20 protein-coding genes are annotated in these 14789 nt (G+C 70.4%); 14 read left to right on the top strand and 6 right to left on the bottom strand.

From position 1 onward, the window contains the following. Positions 1–16: 16 nt before the first annotated feature. Positions 17–616, bottom strand: coding sequence for a DUF4870 domain-containing protein (locus OG422_RS13540; protein WP_143941101.1), 600 nt, complete (start codon positions 614–616; stop codon positions 17–19). A 68-nt stretch (positions 617–684) separates the two neighbouring features. Further along, positions 685–1272 carry a rhomboid family intramembrane serine protease gene (locus tag OG422_RS13535; protein WP_143941102.1) on the bottom strand — a complete coding sequence of 196 codons (588 nt, stop codon included), beginning with the start codon at positions 1270–1272 and terminating at the stop codon, positions 685–687. A 100-nt stretch (positions 1273–1372) separates the two neighbouring features. Here OG422_RS13535 and OG422_RS13530 point away from each other — a divergent pair, with 100 nt between their 5' ends. Next, a complete protein-coding gene (locus OG422_RS13530; RefSeq protein WP_405742961.1) occupies positions 1373–2110 on the top strand; it encodes a UbiX family flavin prenyltransferase in 738 nt (245 codons plus the stop codon). A gap of 55 nt (positions 2111–2165) precedes the next feature. On the opposite strand, the gene OG422_RS13525 is transcribed toward OG422_RS13530, so the two are convergent. Then, the gene (locus OG422_RS13525) at positions 2166–2294 is read right to left on the bottom strand and encodes a hypothetical protein (RefSeq protein ID WP_285229385.1); all 129 of its coding nucleotides are present in this window, start codon (positions 2292–2294) and stop codon (positions 2166–2168) included. A gap of 123 nt (positions 2295–2417) precedes the next feature. Here OG422_RS13525 and OG422_RS13520 point away from each other — a divergent pair, with 123 nt between their 5' ends. The 4 genes from OG422_RS13520 (at position 2418) to OG422_RS13505 (ending at position 6419) form a co-directional block, all read left to right on the top strand. Then, complete coding sequence (locus tag OG422_RS13520; RefSeq protein WP_030287666.1) at positions 2418–2876, top strand: Lrp/AsnC family transcriptional regulator; 459 nt, start codon at positions 2418–2420, stop codon at positions 2874–2876. Positions 2877–3020: 144 nt separating this feature from the next. Beyond that, a complete protein-coding gene (gene mqnE, locus OG422_RS13515) occupies positions 3021–4184 on the top strand; it encodes an aminofutalosine synthase MqnE (RefSeq protein WP_143941108.1) in 1164 nt (387 codons plus the stop codon). Between the two features lie 183 nt (positions 4185–4367). Next, a complete protein-coding gene (locus tag OG422_RS13510) occupies positions 4368–4658 on the top strand; it encodes a DUF4229 domain-containing protein (RefSeq protein WP_405742959.1) in 291 nt (96 codons plus the stop codon). Positions 4659–5051: 393 nt separating this feature from the next. Beyond that, on the top strand, positions 5052–6419 hold the full coding sequence (locus tag OG422_RS13505) for a dicarboxylate/amino acid:cation symporter (RefSeq protein WP_405742957.1): 1368 nt from the start codon (positions 5052–5054) through the stop codon (positions 6417–6419). 94 nt (positions 6420–6513) lie between these two features. Here OG422_RS13505 and OG422_RS13500 read toward each other — a convergent pair whose 3' ends face one another. Beyond that, positions 6514–7401 (bottom strand): alpha/beta fold hydrolase, encoded by an 888-nt coding sequence (locus OG422_RS13500; RefSeq protein WP_405742955.1) that lies wholly within the window; start codon positions 7399–7401, stop codon positions 6514–6516. Positions 7402–7645: 244 nt separating this feature from the next. Here OG422_RS13500 and OG422_RS13495 point away from each other — a divergent pair, with 244 nt between their 5' ends. Next, complete coding sequence (locus tag OG422_RS13495) at positions 7646–8314, top strand: TetR/AcrR family transcriptional regulator (protein WP_405747775.1); 669 nt, start codon at positions 7646–7648, stop codon at positions 8312–8314. Positions 8315–8838: 524 nt separating this feature from the next. Here OG422_RS13495 and OG422_RS13490 read toward each other — a convergent pair. Continuing rightward, positions 8839–9210, bottom strand: coding sequence for an ATP-binding protein (locus tag OG422_RS13490; protein ID WP_143943531.1), 372 nt, complete (start codon positions 9208–9210; stop codon positions 8839–8841). Then, positions 9207–9440: a hypothetical protein gene (locus OG422_RS13485; RefSeq protein ID WP_405742953.1), complete on the bottom strand. Its 234-nt coding sequence runs from the start codon at positions 9438–9440 to the stop codon at positions 9207–9209. Before OG422_RS13485 ends, OG422_RS13490 begins: the two co-directional genes overlap by 4 nt. 193 nt (positions 9441–9633) lie before the next feature. Between OG422_RS13485 and OG422_RS13480 the strand changes: the two genes are divergently transcribed. The 8 genes from OG422_RS13480 to OG422_RS13445 all read left to right on the top strand — a co-directional run bounded on the left by OG422_RS13480 (position 9634) and on the right by OG422_RS13445 (position 14782). After that, positions 9634–10410: a DUF5753 domain-containing protein gene (locus OG422_RS13480; RefSeq protein ID WP_349628712.1), complete on the top strand. Its 777-nt coding sequence runs from the start codon at positions 9634–9636 to the stop codon at positions 10408–10410. Further along, on the top strand, positions 10388–10609 hold the full coding sequence (locus OG422_RS13475) for a DUF397 domain-containing protein (protein ID WP_143943529.1): 222 nt from the start codon (positions 10388–10390) through the stop codon (positions 10607–10609). The genes OG422_RS13480 and OG422_RS13475 overlap by 23 nt, the downstream gene beginning before the upstream one ends. A 362-nt stretch (positions 10610–10971) precedes the next feature. Next, the gene (locus tag OG422_RS13470; RefSeq protein WP_405742950.1) at positions 10972–11499 is read left to right on the top strand and encodes a DUF6879 family protein; all 528 of its coding nucleotides are present in this window, start codon (positions 10972–10974) and stop codon (positions 11497–11499) included. Beyond that, positions 11496–12347 (top strand): helix-turn-helix domain-containing protein, encoded by an 852-nt coding sequence (locus OG422_RS13465; protein ID WP_405742948.1) that lies wholly within the window; start codon positions 11496–11498, stop codon positions 12345–12347. Before OG422_RS13470 ends, OG422_RS13465 begins: the two co-directional genes overlap by 4 nt. Before the next feature lie 49 nt (positions 12348–12396). Beyond that, a complete protein-coding gene (locus OG422_RS13460) occupies positions 12397–12630 on the top strand; it encodes a DUF397 domain-containing protein (RefSeq protein ID WP_251076809.1) in 234 nt (77 codons plus the stop codon). Between the two features lie 76 nt (positions 12631–12706). Continuing rightward, positions 12707–13291: a hypothetical protein gene (locus OG422_RS13455; protein ID WP_405742946.1), complete on the top strand. Its 585-nt coding sequence runs from the start codon at positions 12707–12709 to the stop codon at positions 13289–13291. Positions 13292–13368: 77 nt separating this feature from the next. Continuing rightward, positions 13369–13923 carry a CchlQ gene (locus tag OG422_RS13450; protein WP_405742944.1) on the top strand — a complete coding sequence of 185 codons (555 nt, stop codon included), beginning with the start codon at positions 13369–13371 and terminating at the stop codon, positions 13921–13923. A 97-nt stretch (positions 13924–14020) separates the two neighbouring features. Continuing rightward, entirely contained in the window at positions 14021–14782 is a 762-nt protein-coding gene (locus tag OG422_RS13445) for a class I SAM-dependent methyltransferase (RefSeq protein ID WP_143943532.1), read from the top strand. Positions 14783–14789 lie beyond the last annotated feature (7 nt).

Below are 14789 nucleotides of genomic sequence, written 5' to 3'. Positions count from 1 at the left end.
GCGACGGCCCCCCGGCTCACGGCTTGAGCATCGGCCAGGCGATCAGGCGGGGGTAGGTCCACCACTCGCCGCCCTTGGCCTTCACCGTGGCGATGATCGCGCAGATGATGCCGGTGAGGCCGTAGGCGCCCATCATCGCGACCACCGTCAGCATCGGGATCGCGAGCCCGGCGGACGCGCGCTGCGTCTCGTCCGCCACCAGGCCGTAGACGATCATCGTGCCGAAGTAGAGCACGGTGCCGATGACCGCCATGATCGCCTGGGTGAGCCCGAAGTTCAGCGCCTCGGTGGTGTGGTGGCGCAGATACGGGTCGTTCTTGTTGCGGGAGTCGTTGCGCATCGACATCGGGCCGATCCAGCCGAGGAACGCGCCGATCCCGCAGCAGATCGCCGACCCGGCGGTGACCGTCAGCAGCGCGCTCAGATGCGCCCACATCGCGGTGGAGTGGGACGGCGCGGACGGGGGCTGCGGGGCGTATCCCGGGGTCGGGTACGGACCGGCGGACGGGTAGCCGTAGCCGCCCGGCGGGGCGGACTGCCATCCCTGGGCGCCGTACGGCTGCTGCTGCGGCGGGCCCTGCGGGCCGTAGCCGTAACCGGGCTGCTGGTCGGACATCTCTGCTCACCCCGTCGAACTGCGCGCCGGACGGTCGGCCCGCCCGGCGCTCTGCCTTTACCGAGAGATTACGGGACGGGACTGACAGCGGGACGGGCAGTGCTCCGCGGCAGGGCGCGGAGCAGGAACGCGGCGAGCACCCCGCCGACCAGACCGAAGAGATGGCCCTGCCAGCTGACATCGCTCGCCACGGGCAGCACGCCCCACAGCAGCGAGCCGTACACCACCAGGACGCCCACGCCGATGAGGACGTCGGGCAGCGACCGGTCGGTGAAGCCGCGGACGAGGAGGAAGCCGAGGATGCCGAAGACGACGCCGGAGGCGCCCGCGGTGTTGCTGTACGGGGCGGCCGTCAGCCAGACGCCGAGCCCGCTGACGACGGTGATGAGCGCGACCGCGGCGACGAAGCGGCGGACGCCGGTGCGCAGCGCGGCGAGGAAGCCGAGGACGAAGAGCGGCAGGGTGTTGGCGGCGAGGTGGCCGAAGCCGAAGTGGAGGAAGGCGGCGGGGACGATGTCGGCCAGCTCGGACAGCTCCCGTGGCCGGATGCCGAAGGTGTCGAGGGCGTGCCCGCTGACCGTGTCGACGACCTCCAGCGCCCACAGGAGGGCGGTCCAGCCCAGCATCAGGAAGAGCGCGGGCCTCGCACGGCTCATCGTCCGGCCTCCTCGGTGTGCGGCCCCGCCAGGATGGCGGGGTTCACCGGGGAGAACGGCCGTGACGGGGCCGGTGGTTCCGCCGGATAGGGTCGATGTCGTGGAGTTCACGCCCAGCGACACCAGTTCACCCGGCGCCCCGCAGCCGGCTCCCGGCCCGCGCCGCCCGTGGGTCGTCGGGGTCTCCGGCGCCTCCGGCACGCCGTTCGCCGCCTCGGTGCTCCGCGCATTGCTCGCCGCCGGTGAGGCGGTGGATCTGGTGGTCAGCCGGGCGTCCCGGCTGACGCTGCTGGACGAGACCGGTGTTGCCTTCCGCGACGCCCACTGGCAGGTGGACCTGCGGCAGTGGCTGGCGCGCGGCGCCGACGGCAGCCCGGAGACGTTCCGGGTGACCGAGGCGGAGCTGGCGCGGGTGCGGTACTGGCCGGCGGGGGATCTGGCGGCGGGCCCGTCGTCGGGTTCGTATCCGGCGAAGGGGATGCTGATCGTCCCGGCGAGCACGGCGTGCGTCGCCGGGGTGGCGCTCGGGCTCTCGAAGGATCTGCTCCAGCGGACGGCGAGCGTGACGCTCAAGGAGCGGCGGCCGCTGGTGGTCGCGGTGCGGGAGACGCCGCTGAGTGGACCGACGCTGAAGCAGCTGGTGGCGCTGGACGAGGCGGGCGCCGTGGTGCTGCCCGCCTCTCCGGCGTTCTACGCGGGGGCGACGCACATCCAGGATCTGGTGGACTTCGTCGCCGGCCGGGCGCTCGATGCGGCGGGGGTGCCGCACGGTCTGTACCGGCGTTGGGAGGGGGAACTGGGGCGGGCCTCCCGTGAGGAGGGCCCCGGTGTCCGTTAGGAAGAGGTCCGCGGGGGTCCGCCCGGCTGGTGGCGCGGCGCCCGCGGTGCGCGGATCAGCGCTTCTTGGCGGCGCGCAGCGTACGGCGCCGGGCCCGCGGGGCGGCGGGCTGGTGAGCACGGGAACGATTGGCCCGGTCCTGCAGCTCGCGCATGCGGACGTAGGCCATCTCGATCGAGTACACGGTGACAACTCCTGTGAAGATCGTCCTTGATCATTTGAGAGAATCGCAGGGCATCGGGCCCTGTATGCCTTAGATTCTACATGCGGGACTCGAAAATTCATAAAGATTGGAAGGCTAGAGGGCATGGACGCGGTGGATAGGCAGCTCATCCAGGCACTTCGCGAAAACGGGCGGGCCTCGTACGCGGAGCTGGGCCGGCTCGTCGGCCTCTCCGGGCCCAGCGTCACGGACCGCATCAACCGTCTGGAGGCGGCCGGAGTGATCACCGGCTACCGCGCGACGATCGACGCCAAGTCCCTCGGGCTCGGCGTCACCGCACTGGTCGGCATCTCCCTCTCGGACGCCGCCGACCACGAGGACGTCGCCCAGCGGCTGCGCGACCTGGAGGAGATCGAGGACTGCTGGTTCATCGCCGGGGACGACTCCTACATGCTCAAGGTGCGCGTCGGCGACGTCGACGGCCTGGAGACGACGATCCGCCGGCTCTCCGGCACCAAGGGTGTCTCCCGGACGCGGACCACGATCGTGCTCTCCACCAAGTGGGAGAACCGCGTCGGCGAGCTGCCGGAGGAGCCCGCGTAGCAGATACGGGGAGGGCGGGGCGCCGCCAGGGGCCTCCGCCTTCCCCGCGCGCGGGGGAGTAGGCTCGGTCCGGCTCGTTCACAGGGCCGGAACGGGACAGACACGGACACGGCAGAGACTGGAGGCGACCGGATGGCTGCGTCGATGGATGCGGGCCTCAAGCGCGAGCTGGAGGCGAAGGTCCACGCCGGTGAGCGGCTGACCCGCGAGGACGGCATCGCCCTCTACGAGTCCGACGATCTGGCATGGCTGGGCGGTCTCGCCCACGAGGTGCGCACCCGTAAGAACGGCGACGTCGTCCACTTCAACGTCAACCGTCACCTCAACATGACGAACGTGTGCACCGCGTCGTGCGCTTACTGCTCGTTCCAGCGCAAGCCGGGCGAGAAGGACGCGTACACCATGCGCATCGAGGAGGCCGTCCGCCTCGCCAAGGCGATGGAGAACGACAGCCTCACCGAGCTGCACATCGTCAACGGCCTGCACCCGAACCTGCCGTGGCGTTACTACCCGCGCTCCCTCAGCGAGCTGAAGAAGGCGCTGCCGCACGTCTCGCTGAAGGCGTTCACCGCCACCGAGATCCACCACTTCGAGACCATCTCCGGCCTCTCCGCCTCCGAGATCCTCGACGAGCTGATCGAGGCGGGTCTGGAGTCGCTGACCGGCGGCGGCGCGGAGATCTTCGACTGGGAGGTCCGGCAGCACATCGTCGACCACGCCACCCACTGGGAGGACTGGTCGCGCATCCACCGCCTCGCGCACGAGAAGGGTCTCAAGACCCCGTGCACGATGCTCTACGGCCACATCGAGGAGCCGCGCCACCGCGTCGACCACGTGCTGCGCCTGCGGGAACTCCAGGACGAGACCGGCGGCTTCCAGGTCTTCATCCCGCTGCGCTACCAGCACGACTTCGTCGACATGCAGGACGGCAAGGTCCGCAACAAGCTCCAGGCGCGCACGACGATGGCCACCGGCGCCGAGGCGCTGAAGACCTTCGCCGTCTCCCGGCTGCTCTTCGACAACGTCCCGCACGTCAAGTGCTTCTGGGTGATGCACGGCCTCCAGACCACGCAGCTGGCGCTCCAGCACGGCGCGGACGACATGGACGGCTCGGTCGTCGAGTACAAGATCACCCACGACGCGGACAACTACGGCACGCCCAACAAGCTGACCCGTGAGGACCTGCTCGACCTGATCCGCGACGCCGGTTTCCGCCCCGTCGAGCGCAACACCCGCTACGAGGCGATCCGTGAGTACCCGGGCCCGGACCCGGAGCGCCGCGAGTCGCCGCAGGCGATGCGCGTCTGACACCGTTCACCGACAACGCCCCCCGGCTCCGGCCGGGGGGCGTTGTCGGTGGTCCGGGGCGCGGCGTCCCGGGGCGTGGCGGCGGTGCGGCAACGGCCGCCGGGGCCACGGAAGATCGCCCCCGGCGCTGTGCTTGACTGGTTGGCGACCCTTTGGTTGCCGTTGAGAAGAAGGTTCCGCACCGTGAGCAGCCCCAAGTACGCCACATTCCGCTACACCGCGCTCCGCCTCGGCCTTTTCCTCGCCTGCTTCGCGGTGGCGTGGGGGCTCGCGTACGTCGGCGTCATCCCGCTCGCGGTCAAGGGCTCCAACATGATCTGGCTGCTGCTGGTCGCCATCGTGGTCTCCGCGCCGCTCAGCCTGGTGCTGCTGCGCAAGCAGCGGGACGCGATGTCCGTGCAGATCGTCGACAGGGTCGACCGGCAGCGCGAGCGGCTGAACGCCAACCGCAGCCAGGAGGACGGTCTCCTCTGAAGCCGCCGGGCCGCGCCCCGGCCCGCCCGCCGTGGGTGTCGGACACCTCACACCACCGCCGTACCGTCCCGGACGCCCCGCCTCGGAATTTCCCTTCCGTGGCGGGGCGTTCGGCTTTTGTGTGCGGTGTCGTGGGCGGCGAGACCAAAGATTTTCTTTGGGTTCCCCAAAGCTTGAGTGTTAACGTAATCGACATGAAGACAGCAGTCGCGCACGTGTTCCCCTCGGGCATCCCGCTCGTGGCGCGTCTGCACGTCGATCTTTGCCGCTGTGTCTCCGCGGCCTGTTGCCGCCGCTGACCTCCGAGCGGCCGGAGATCCGCGTACGGACCTCCGGGCGGCCTGACGCCCCCACCTTCACTTCACTTTCACCGACGCCTGACCTGTCCCAGGAGTGTGTCCGTTGTCCACGTCCTCCGAGACCTCCGCGCCCGCGGCGCCCAAGTCCCGCATACCGAAGATCCCGTTCTGGGTTCAGATCCTGGCCGGTCTGGTCCTCGGCGTCCTGCTCGGCTGGGTCGCCAAGAGCGGTGACGTCGCCTGGCTGACGTCCACGCTGGAGCACATCGGCGACCTCTTCGTGCAGCTGCTGAAGCTTGCCGTCGCCCCGCTGGTCTTCTTCGCGATCCTGGTGTCGATCACCAACCTGCGGCAGGTCAACAACGCCGCCCGGCTCGCCACCCGCACCCTGCTGTGGTTCATGGCCACCTCGCTGATCGCCGTCGCCATCGGCCTCGCGATCGGCCTGCTGACCCACCCCGGCGCGGGCACCGGCCTGACGCCGAAGGACGGGCAGGCGCCCGAGCACGCCGGTTCCTGGATCGACTTCCTGACCGGCATCATCCCCACCGACGTCATCACGCCGTTCACCGAGCTGAACGTCATGCAGATCGTCTTCATGGCCGCCGTCGCGGGCATCGCCGCCCTCCAGCTCGGCGAGAAGGCCGAACCGGTCCTCAAGATCAGCCGCTCCGCCCTGGAGCTGCTGCAGAAGGCCCTGTGGTGGGTCATCCGCCTCGCCCCGATCGGCACCGTCGGCCTCATCGGCCACGCCATCGCGACGTACGGCTGGAACCTCATCGGCAAGTACGCGACGTTCACCGTCGACATCTACGTCGGCTGCGCCCTCGTCCTCTTCGGCGTCTACCCGCTGCTGCTCTCGACGGTCGCCAAGGTCAACCCGGTCCAGTTCTTCAAGGGCGCCTGGCCCGCGATCCAACTGGCCTTCGTCTCCCGCTCCTCGGTCGGCACCATGCCGGTCACCCAGAAGGTCACCGAGCGGCTCGGTGTGCCCAAGGAGTACGCGTCCTTCGCGGTGCCGTTCGGCTCGACGACCAAGATGGACGGCTGCGCCTCGATCTACCCGGCCATCGCTGCGATCTTCATCGCCCAGATCTTCGATGTGCCGCTGGGCGTCGGCGACTACATCCTGATCGCCTTCGTCTCCGTCATCGGCTCGGCGGCCACCGCCGGTCTGACCGGCGCGACGGTCATGCTGACCCTGACGCTGTCCACCCTGGGCCTGCCCCTGGAGGGCGTCGGCCTGCTGATGGCGATCGACCCGATCCTCGACATGATGCGGACCGCCACCAACGTCGCGGGCCAGTCGGTGATCCCGATCCTCGTCGCCGCCAAGGAGAAGATCCTCGACCGCGACGCCTACGCGACCGCCCACGGCAGCCGCCTGGAGGCCGACGCGGAGGGCGAGGTCGTCGCCGTCGAGCAGGGCGCCCCGGTGCCCGCCGCGGCAGCCGCGAGCTGATCCGCCCCGCGCGGCCGACGTCCCCCGGCCCGCGCGCGAACCGACGCCCCCGGAACCCCACGGTTCCGGGGGCGCCGTCGTCGTACGGGCGCGCTCACCCCGTAGCCCCCGTGTGCGCCAGAACCGCCGCCGCGAGCGGGCCGTGGACGGCCGGCGGCAGCGCATGCCCCAGCCCTGGTATCTCCGTGACGCGGACGGCGTTCAGGCACTGCGCGAGGTGCTGCGGATGCGGCGGCGGGAAGACCGGCTCGGCGGGGGCCACGATGACCTGCACCGGGACGCGGTTGGCCGCCAGCTCCTCGGTACGCAGCAGCCCGGCGTCGTCGGCGCGGCCGTGCGCGGTCGGCGGCGCGTACCTCCCGGTGTGCGCGATGATCCGCCGCTCCAGGTCCCGGAACCACGCCGCGTCGAACGGCAGCCGCCCGCCGCCGAGCACCCGCCAGTGCTCGACGCACCGGTCCAGTTCGGCCTCCTCGCCGTGGTCCGCCACCGGCCGCGCCCACATCTCCAGGACCTCCGGCGCGATGCCCGGCAGCTCCTCGACCGGCACCTCGGTGCCGTCCGGCGCGGTGTACGGGCGGGTGCTGAGCGCGCAGGTGCCCATCAGGGTGGCGGAGCTGACCCGGTCGGGGTGGTCGGCGAGGACGAGTTGGCTCAGCATCCCGCCGAGGGAGAGCCCGACGAGGTGGGCGCGCGCGATGCCGAGGCCGTCGAGGACGGCGACGATGTCCTCGGCGAGGGCCGCGACCGGATACGGATCGGTGTCGAACGCCCAGGTGGAGCGGCCGGTGTCGCGGTGGTCGTAGCGGATCACGCGGTGGTGCTCAGCGAGCGCGTCGACGAACGGCTCGGGCCAGCCGAGGCCGGACGCCTGCGCGCCCATGACCAGCAGCAGCGGCGGCGCGTCGGCCGGACCGCGCTGCTCGGTCCACAGGCGGATACCGGGGGCGGCTTCGACGTACTGCTGCGTGGACCGCTGCATGGGGGACCTCCGGGGTCGATACGGGGAAAGGGTGCGCGGTGAGCCGATGAGGACCTGGCACATGGCGAGACGCACAGCCTCGAAACGAGACGTATCGTCTCGTTAAGTGGAGGCGACGTCAAGGGAATGGGCGTGCGAGCGGAAGATCGTAAACTTCGGTGCGGTCGAGGGGTGGGACGGAAGGGCGTTCGGCGTGGGTGCGGTGAAGAGCAAGCGGGTGCCGCGTGCGGTCCGTGAGCAGCAGATGGTGGACGCGGCGGTGATCACCTTCGCCCGGCACGGCTACCGCGCCGCCTCGATAGACGGCATCGCGGAGCTCGCCGGCGTCTCCAAGCCGCTCGTCTACCTCTATCTGCACTCCAAGGAGGAGCTGTTCAGCGCCGTCATCCGGCGGGAGGCGGCGGCGCTGGTCGCGGCGGTGACGGCGGCGGTGGAGCCGCACGCGCCCGCCGACCGGCAGCTGTGGAGCGGCCTGACCGGCTTCTTCGCGTACACCGCGGCGCACCCCGACAGCTGGGCGGTGCTGCACCAGCAGGCGCGGACACAGGGCGAGCCGTTCGCGCACGAGGTGGCCGCGATGCGCGCCGAGCTGGTCGGCTTCGTGACCGGCCTGATCGGCGCCGCGGCCCGGGAGTCGGACTGCGCCGCGGAACTTGCCGCACGGGAGGTGGCGGGGCTCGCCCACGCCCTGGTCGGGGCGGCGGAGTCGCTGGCCGAGTGGGCCAACGTCCGGCCGGAGGGCGGGAGTTCGGACAAGAGTGCCCCGGCGGATTCCCGGGAGGCGGCGGAGCGGACGGCCGCCACGTTGATGAACTTCGCCTGGACCGGGATGGGGCGGTTGATGGTGGGGGAGCGGTGGGGGCCGGGTGGTGCGGAGGGGCCGGGGCGGCACCAGCTCGACTCCCGTACGTAGGCGGCGCGTTGAGGGGCATCCCTCACCGCGGATCCGCCCCACGAAGCCGGTCGCCAGGCATTTGCCGGCGCATCGCCCTCGCGTAGGTTTACCGCGAAGTAAGGTTACCGGTCGGTCGGGGTGAACGGTCGGCGGGACGTTGCCCCGTACCGGCGGCGGGGCCTCCAACAAGCGTTGCGCAGAAGGGAGTTGACGGCTCCTCCCGCTGCGCACGCCGCGCCCCGCACCCTGAACCCCCTCCCCACGCAGCGCACCCGGCCACGTCCCGCGCACGCGGTGGTGGCCGCCGCCCGTCGGGTTCTCCGTGCCCGACGGCGACTCCACCACCGACGAGGAGCCGCGCGAGCCACCCGGAGTGACCCACGCGACCTGACCCCGGCGTAAGAAACCCGCTACCCCCTATGGAGCCATTCCGCGTGGCGCGTCAGACTGGAACCCCGTGTCACCTCTGTGGGGGAGGTGGCACGGGGTTTCCCGTAGGGGGCGAAGCCCGGGGCCGGAGCCTCCGGGCCCGCCCCCTCACTTCACTCCCGCAGCAGCTCGCACCACACCGTCTTGCTCCCGGAACCCCGCCGGACACCCCAGCGCAGCGCCACCGCCTCCAGTAGCGCCAGCCCCCGCCCGCGCTCCTCGTCCCGGCACGCGGTCCGCCGCACAGGCATCGCGGACGGCTCCGGATCGGTCACCGCCAGCCACGTCCGCCCGTCACACCCGCCGGTGACCTGCACCGTCACCGGCGCACCCGCCCCGACGTGCAGGATCACATTGCTCAGCAGCTCACTGGCGCACAGCTGCGCGTCCCCGCACCCGTCCCCCAGATGGCGCCGCAGCTCCCGCCGCACGGTGCGGACCGCCCCCGGCACGGCCAGCAGCTCCAGCAACAGCGTGGTCCTCACCGCACCGCGGCCTTGAACAGCGCCTCGGAGAGTCGGAGCGCGGTCTTGGTGTTGCAGCGCCCGAGCGAGACGAGCGGCATGGGGTGGGTCCCCGCGAACCCCGGCAGATCCACCCCCAGCGACGGCAACGTGATCCCGTTGGCCCGCAACGCGTCCCGCAACGCTGCGCAGCAGTCGTCGACGTCATCGGGGGAGGGCAGGTGCTCGGGCCGGGAGAGAGGGTCGGTCATGACGTACGCCTTCCGTGCACTGTGTGACGAATCCCTCACAGGGTGCGGTCGCGGGGGGCTAGCGTGGAAGAGGATCGGGTTGTGCAGAGCAACCTGCGGACTTTGGCGGTGAGTTGTGCCCCCTCGCAAGAGCCCCGAGGCATGGTTGAACGTTCCCTGCTTCTACGGCGCCGAGTTGCGCTACCAGCGGGAAATGGCAGGGCTCACGCTTGAAGAGCTGCTGAAAGGCAGCTTCCGAGGCATCTCCCTCCTCAGCCAGATCGAGCGCGGAGAGCGCCGAATGCCCGGAGATCTGGCCACGCACGTGGACACCAGACTGGGCACCGGCGACTTTTTCCAACGGCGCTGTGAAGACGCTTCGAGGGCCAGCCGGGCCGGACTTCCCCGCTACTACGCCAACATTCCGGAGCTGGAGAAGAACGCGACGACGGTCGAGGACTGGGCGCCTTCTGTCTTCCCCGGCTTGCTGCAGACCGAGGCGTACGCGCGAAAGCTCAGCGAGACGGTGACGCCGTGGCAGGAGGACGAGGAGATCGAGCACAAGGTGTGTGCTCGGATGGAGCGTGCGGCCTTCTGGAAGCAGCAGGACCGCCCCGCATACTGGGCGATCCTGCACGAAGGGCTGATCCGCCGGCCGTTGGTCGAGCCGGAGGAGATGGCGGAGCAGCTGGATCACATCGTTGAGGTCATCCGGGCCAGCAAGAGCGTTGTCCAGATCCTTCCGGAAACGATGGTCGCGCATCCGCTGATGATGGGCATGGCCAAGCTTCTGACCTTCTCCGATGAGCCTCCGATGGTCTGGTCCGAGGGCGATTTCAGTGGCCAGTCGATCGATGATCCGGAACTCGTCGCGGGCTACCGCAGGTCCTACGATCGGCTCAGGGCCGCCGCGCTGTCACCGGAGGCGTCCCTGACTCTCATCGAAGACGCGGCAAGGAGATACCGGGATGAAGCTCGGGCACAGGACTGAACTTGACGCCGCCCGCTGGCGTAAGAGCAGCTACAGCAATGGCGACGGCGCGGACTGCATCGAGATCGCCGACAACCTCCCCGGCATCGTCCCCGTCCGCGACTCCAAGGCGGCCCCCGGCGGCCCCGCGCTCGTGATTCCGGCGGGCGCCTGGCACCGGTTCGTCACGGCGGTGAAGGGCGAGGGGTTCGCCGTGTAGGGCCGCGGGGCGGGAAATTCACCAAGTTCCTTTCCTGGGGTGCGTCTTGAAGCTCCGCGCCGGATTCTGATCCCGCTGGTCGGTTTCCTGTTCTCTCAACTGTCCTTGCTTGACCCTGCCGTTGTCCGTCCGTAAGGATTTGTGGGGACATCAACGGAGAGTGGGGGAGTCGGTGAAGCTCAAGCAGCTTGCCAGCAGCTGTGAAGACGGGCCGTGCCCGACGGTATGGGCTGTTGAGGGAACGGGGGACATTCTCGTTCAAGGGTTCATAGTCGATGACGCCGAGGCGTTGGCTGCCATGCAGCTCCCGAGCACCGAGACTGCCGTACGCATCCCTGCGGATTTGCTGAGGAAGGTTGCGCGTGACCATCTCAACTGAGGAATTTGGAAACCTCTTCGGCTCGTTCGAGCGAGAAGCGTTTCGTCTGGAGACGCTCGACGATTACGGCCAGTCCGGTGGCGTGGACGCCTACCACGATTTCCTGGCGGGGAAATCCCGACCAGAAGGTTATGATTCTGCGCCCTGGATGCAGACGGTACGCAAGGCCACGCAGTCCGGAAAGCGGATGTACCGCGTGCACATCCTCTCCCGGCCGCTGACGAAGTACCTCCAGTACGAGCTCTCCTGGGGGTACCGGCGAAACATGACGGCGGGGGAGGAGTTCTTCATCCTCGACACCACCGAGCAGGAGAACCCGCTGCCGGACGTCCCGGACTTCTGGATGTTCGACGAACGGTCCGTGGCGCGTATGCAGTATGACGACGCCGGGAAATTCCTGGGTGCCGATCAGCCGTCCGGCGACCCGGCACGGTGGACGGAATACCGGGACGTGGCCCTGCGGCACGCCGTCCCGTTCGCCGAGTGGTGGGACCGGTACGGAACGGAGTGAATGGCCCGGACATCGGCAAGGCGCTACGGGAACTACGCGAGGCCGGCGGCGTACAGGCCAAGGTGGTGGCCCGTGGCGCCGCCATGTCCCCGAGCAAACTCAGCAAGATCGAGAACGGGGCGCTGACGCCGAGCATCATAGATGTGGAGCGCATCTTGACGGTTCTCGACGTACCCAGTGACGTGAAATCTCGGCTCTCCGAGGCGACGCGGAGAACGGCCACTGAGGTCACGGCGTGGCGGATATACCGCCGGGCCGGGCTGCACAAGCACCAAGAAGATATCCGCGCAGTGGAAGCGCAGACCGCGCTGCTCCGCGTCTTCCAGCCGTCTTGTATCCCGGGATTGCTGCAATCGCCGGAATACGTCCGGCGGCTCCACCAGCGCCGGAACCCTACCGAAGACACGCTGGAGAAAATGGTCGGCGCGCGTTTGCGTCGCCAGGAAATTCTCTACGATCGTGAGCGTTCCTTCCGTTTTCTCGTCACGGAATCCGTACTGCGGTGGCGGTTGATGCCCGCCGCCATGATGGCCGCCCAGCTCGACAAGCTGATTACCATGTCGCGCCTGCCAAATATCTCCCTCGGTGTGGTCCCGCTGTCCGCCCCGATGCCCGATCTTCCCTCGTCCTCCTTCGTGATGTTCGACGCCCGCCTCGTGATCGTCGAGATTCCGCACGCCGAAATCACCACCGGCGAACTGCGGGACGTGGAAGTATACGCGGCGAAATTCGCAGGATTCGAGAACGTGGCCCTTTCCGGTGAAGCGATGCGGGAGTTCGTCGCCCGCATCCGCGACGACTTCTTGAGCGAACAGGAAATTGGTCCCCGCGAACCGAAATCCGAGTAACGATGGACCGGAAATCTCGTCCTCCAAGGAATGAGGAAGGTCCATGAAGGTGTCGCGGACAGAGGATCTGTACGTACTGCCGCTCGACGGGGCGGAATTCCGGGCGGCGTGTGGCGGCAATACGCACCCGGACGGGGAAGCCTGCGTGACCCTCGCCCGTATCGGTCCGGGGGCGTGGGCGATGGGTGACAGCAAGCGGCCCGGTGGGGAGCCGCTGCGGTTCACGACCGAGGAGTTGGCGGCGGCCGGAATCGACCCGTCGCGGTTCGGCCTCTCGGCCTGACGGACGGCCGTTCACCCGGTGGCCCCGCCCGGCAGCACGGCCGGGGCCACCGCAACTCACGGGAAGGTGCGGGCCGTTGCATCACCACGGATATCTCTGGGTCGGGACGAAACGGCCGGTGGCGCGCGGGGCGCGGCCGGGAGGGGAGAAGGGCGGGGAGCCGGACGGGGTCCACTTCGACCGGGAGGGGTTCCGGCGGCCGCCGCCCCCGATGGAGCCGGTCGCGACCTGTCCGCCCGACGTGGTCGAGCGGTACCGGCGGGCGGCGGTGGAGTGGCGGACCGGGGAGGTGCCGCCGATCGAGGTGGCGCTGTGGCTGACGAAACCGGCTGGGCAGGTGCGGGGCACGTGGCGCGAACCGGCCGAGGCGGCGGACTGGCTGGGTGGGCAACTCGCTTCATACGCACCGCGGTTCGCGTCGGCGCAGGACCGGGACGGGGAACGGCTGGCGAGGTGGGTGGGCGCCGCGGCCGACCGGCTCGCGCGGGGGCTGGACGTGGTGCACGGGGTGTATCTGGGGCGGCCGTTGTTCCTGTCGTTGGGGGTGGTGACGTGTTCGCCGAACCGAGCACGGAACGAGCTGCCCTGCCCGCTGCGCCGCCCGGGCGCCACGGGAGTTCCGGGCCCCTCGGCCGCTGAGGAGATTCGGGCCGTTGTCTGATCGCTGCGGGCCTTCCGGGCCCGTCCGCCCCTCAGTAGATTCGCCCCGACGTTCTGATCATTTTTTATGGGGGCGGCATGGACTGGGGGACGCTCGCAGGGGCGGTCAGCGGTGGGGCGCTGGCGATGGCGGGGACCGTGCTCGCCGACCGGCTGCGGCATCGGTACGAGGCCGACCGGGGGACCGGGGAGCGGCGGCGGGCCGGGTATCTGGAGTTCATCACGGCGGCGGAGGCGTGCCATGCGCGGTTGCGGGCGATCGCCAAGGATCCTGGGGCCGAGGCCGATCCGGGCGCGGCCAGCCGTGCGGCGCTGAGCGAGGCGGGGATCTACGAGGCGCGGGAGCGGCTGTTCCTCGATGCGACCACCGGGGTGGCCAGTGCCGGGCAGGTGATGTTCGAGCGGCTGCGGGCGCTGCAACGCGCGGTGGCGGACGGCGCCGGGACCGACTCGGCCGCCTTCCACGACGTCCACCACCCCTACATCGGCACGGTGTGGGCCTACCGCGTCGCCGTACGCGAAGAGTTGGAGGGTCAGCTGCTCGCGCCCGCCGATTTCGGCTGGGGCCGGTGGGACGGTACGGACCGGTGCCCGACGTGCCGGGAGGCGGCCGGGGCGGGGGCGGGCGCGTAGTCGGCCGCGGTCCGGCGCGCAGGGCGGACGGGTGCGCCGTACGGGCATTTCGGGCCCGCGGCGCCGGGCGGTGGGCGATGCTGGGGCGATGAGCGAGATGTCCGACAGCGTGCGTGCCCGGGCGTTCGACGCGGGTGCCGCCCCCTACGCGGCGAGCCGTCCCTCCTACCCGCCCGCGCTCCTCGACTTCGTGGCGGAGTGCCTGGGCCGTCCCTTGGCGGGTGCCCGCGTCGCCGATGTCGGGGCGGGCACCGGGATCGCGACCGTGCTGCTGCGGGAGCGCGGCGCCGAGGTGATCGCGGTGGAGCCCGGGGCGGCGATGGCGGCGGAACTGCGCCGGGCGCTCCCGGACGTACCGCTGGTCCGGGGCGACGGCAACGCGCTGCCGCTCGCCGACGCCTCCTGCGACCTCGTCACGTACGCGCAGTCCTGGCAGTGGACCGACACCGCGCGCTCCGTGCCGCAGGCGCGGCGGGTGCTGCGCGCGGGCGGGGCGCTGGCGGTCTGGTGGAACACCACTGCCTTCGACGAGCCGTGGCTGCGCGCGCAGCACGAGCGGATCGCCCGCCACTGCGGGGTGGCGCCGCGGCCCATGACCCGCCCCGACGACGCGGCGGCGATCCGGCTGGCGGGCCTTGCGGGCCTACGCGTCGCACGGCGGCTGCTCCCCTGGGCGCGGACCGTCCCCCTGGACATCCACCTCGCCAACGTCGGCAGCCGCTCGGCCCTCCTCGTCCTCGCACCGGCCGCGCGCCGCGCCTTCCTCGACGCGGAACGCGAGCGGCTGCGTGCGGACTTCCCCGACGGGGTGGTGGCGGAGCGGTACGTGGCGGACGTGCTGGTGGCCGGGGAGCGGTGACGGCGGG

This window comes from Streptomyces sp. NBC_01525 (assembly GCF_045040405.1).
In the GTDB taxonomy this organism is placed as follows: Bacteria; Actinomycetota; Actinomycetes; order Streptomycetales; family Streptomycetaceae; genus Streptomyces; species Streptomyces benahoarensis.
This window is presented reverse-complemented; position numbering and strand designations above follow the sequence as displayed.

What these genes read in the sequence shown, in the direction of transcription:
- OG422_RS13540 (WP_143941101.1), bottom strand. Translation starts at nt 616, where the DNA reads ATGTCCGACCAGCAGCCCGGTTACGGCTACGGCCCGCAGGGCCCGCCG.
- OG422_RS13535 (WP_143941102.1), bottom strand. Translation starts at nt 1,272, where the DNA reads ATGAGCCGTGCGAGGCCCGCGCTCTTCCTGATGCTGGGCTGGACCGCC.
- OG422_RS13520 (WP_030287666.1), top strand. Translation starts at nt 2,418, where the DNA reads ATGGACGCGGTGGATAGGCAGCTCATCCAGGCACTTCGCGAAAACGGG.
- mqnE (WP_143941108.1), top strand. Translation starts at nt 3,021, where the DNA reads ATGGATGCGGGCCTCAAGCGCGAGCTGGAGGCGAAGGTCCACGCCGGT.
- OG422_RS13500 (WP_405742955.1), bottom strand. Translation starts at nt 7,401, where the DNA reads ATGCAGCGGTCCACGCAGCAGTACGTCGAAGCCGCCCCCGGTATCCGC.
- OG422_RS13495 (WP_405747775.1), top strand. Translation starts at nt 7,646, where the DNA reads ATGGTGGACGCGGCGGTGATCACCTTCGCCCGGCACGGCTACCGCGCC.
- OG422_RS13485 (WP_405742953.1), bottom strand. Translation starts at nt 9,440, where the DNA reads ATGACCGACCCTCTCTCCCGGCCCGAGCACCTGCCCTCCCCCGATGAC.
- OG422_RS13480 (WP_349628712.1), top strand. Translation starts at nt 9,634, where the DNA reads ATGGCAGGGCTCACGCTTGAAGAGCTGCTGAAAGGCAGCTTCCGAGGC.
- OG422_RS13475 (WP_143943529.1), top strand. Translation starts at nt 10,388, where the DNA reads ATGAAGCTCGGGCACAGGACTGAACTTGACGCCGCCCGCTGGCGTAAG.
- OG422_RS13450 (WP_405742944.1), top strand. Translation starts at nt 13,369, where the DNA reads ATGGACTGGGGGACGCTCGCAGGGGCGGTCAGCGGTGGGGCGCTGGCG.
- OG422_RS13445 (WP_143943532.1), top strand. Translation starts at nt 14,021, where the DNA reads ATGTCCGACAGCGTGCGTGCCCGGGCGTTCGACGCGGGTGCCGCCCCC.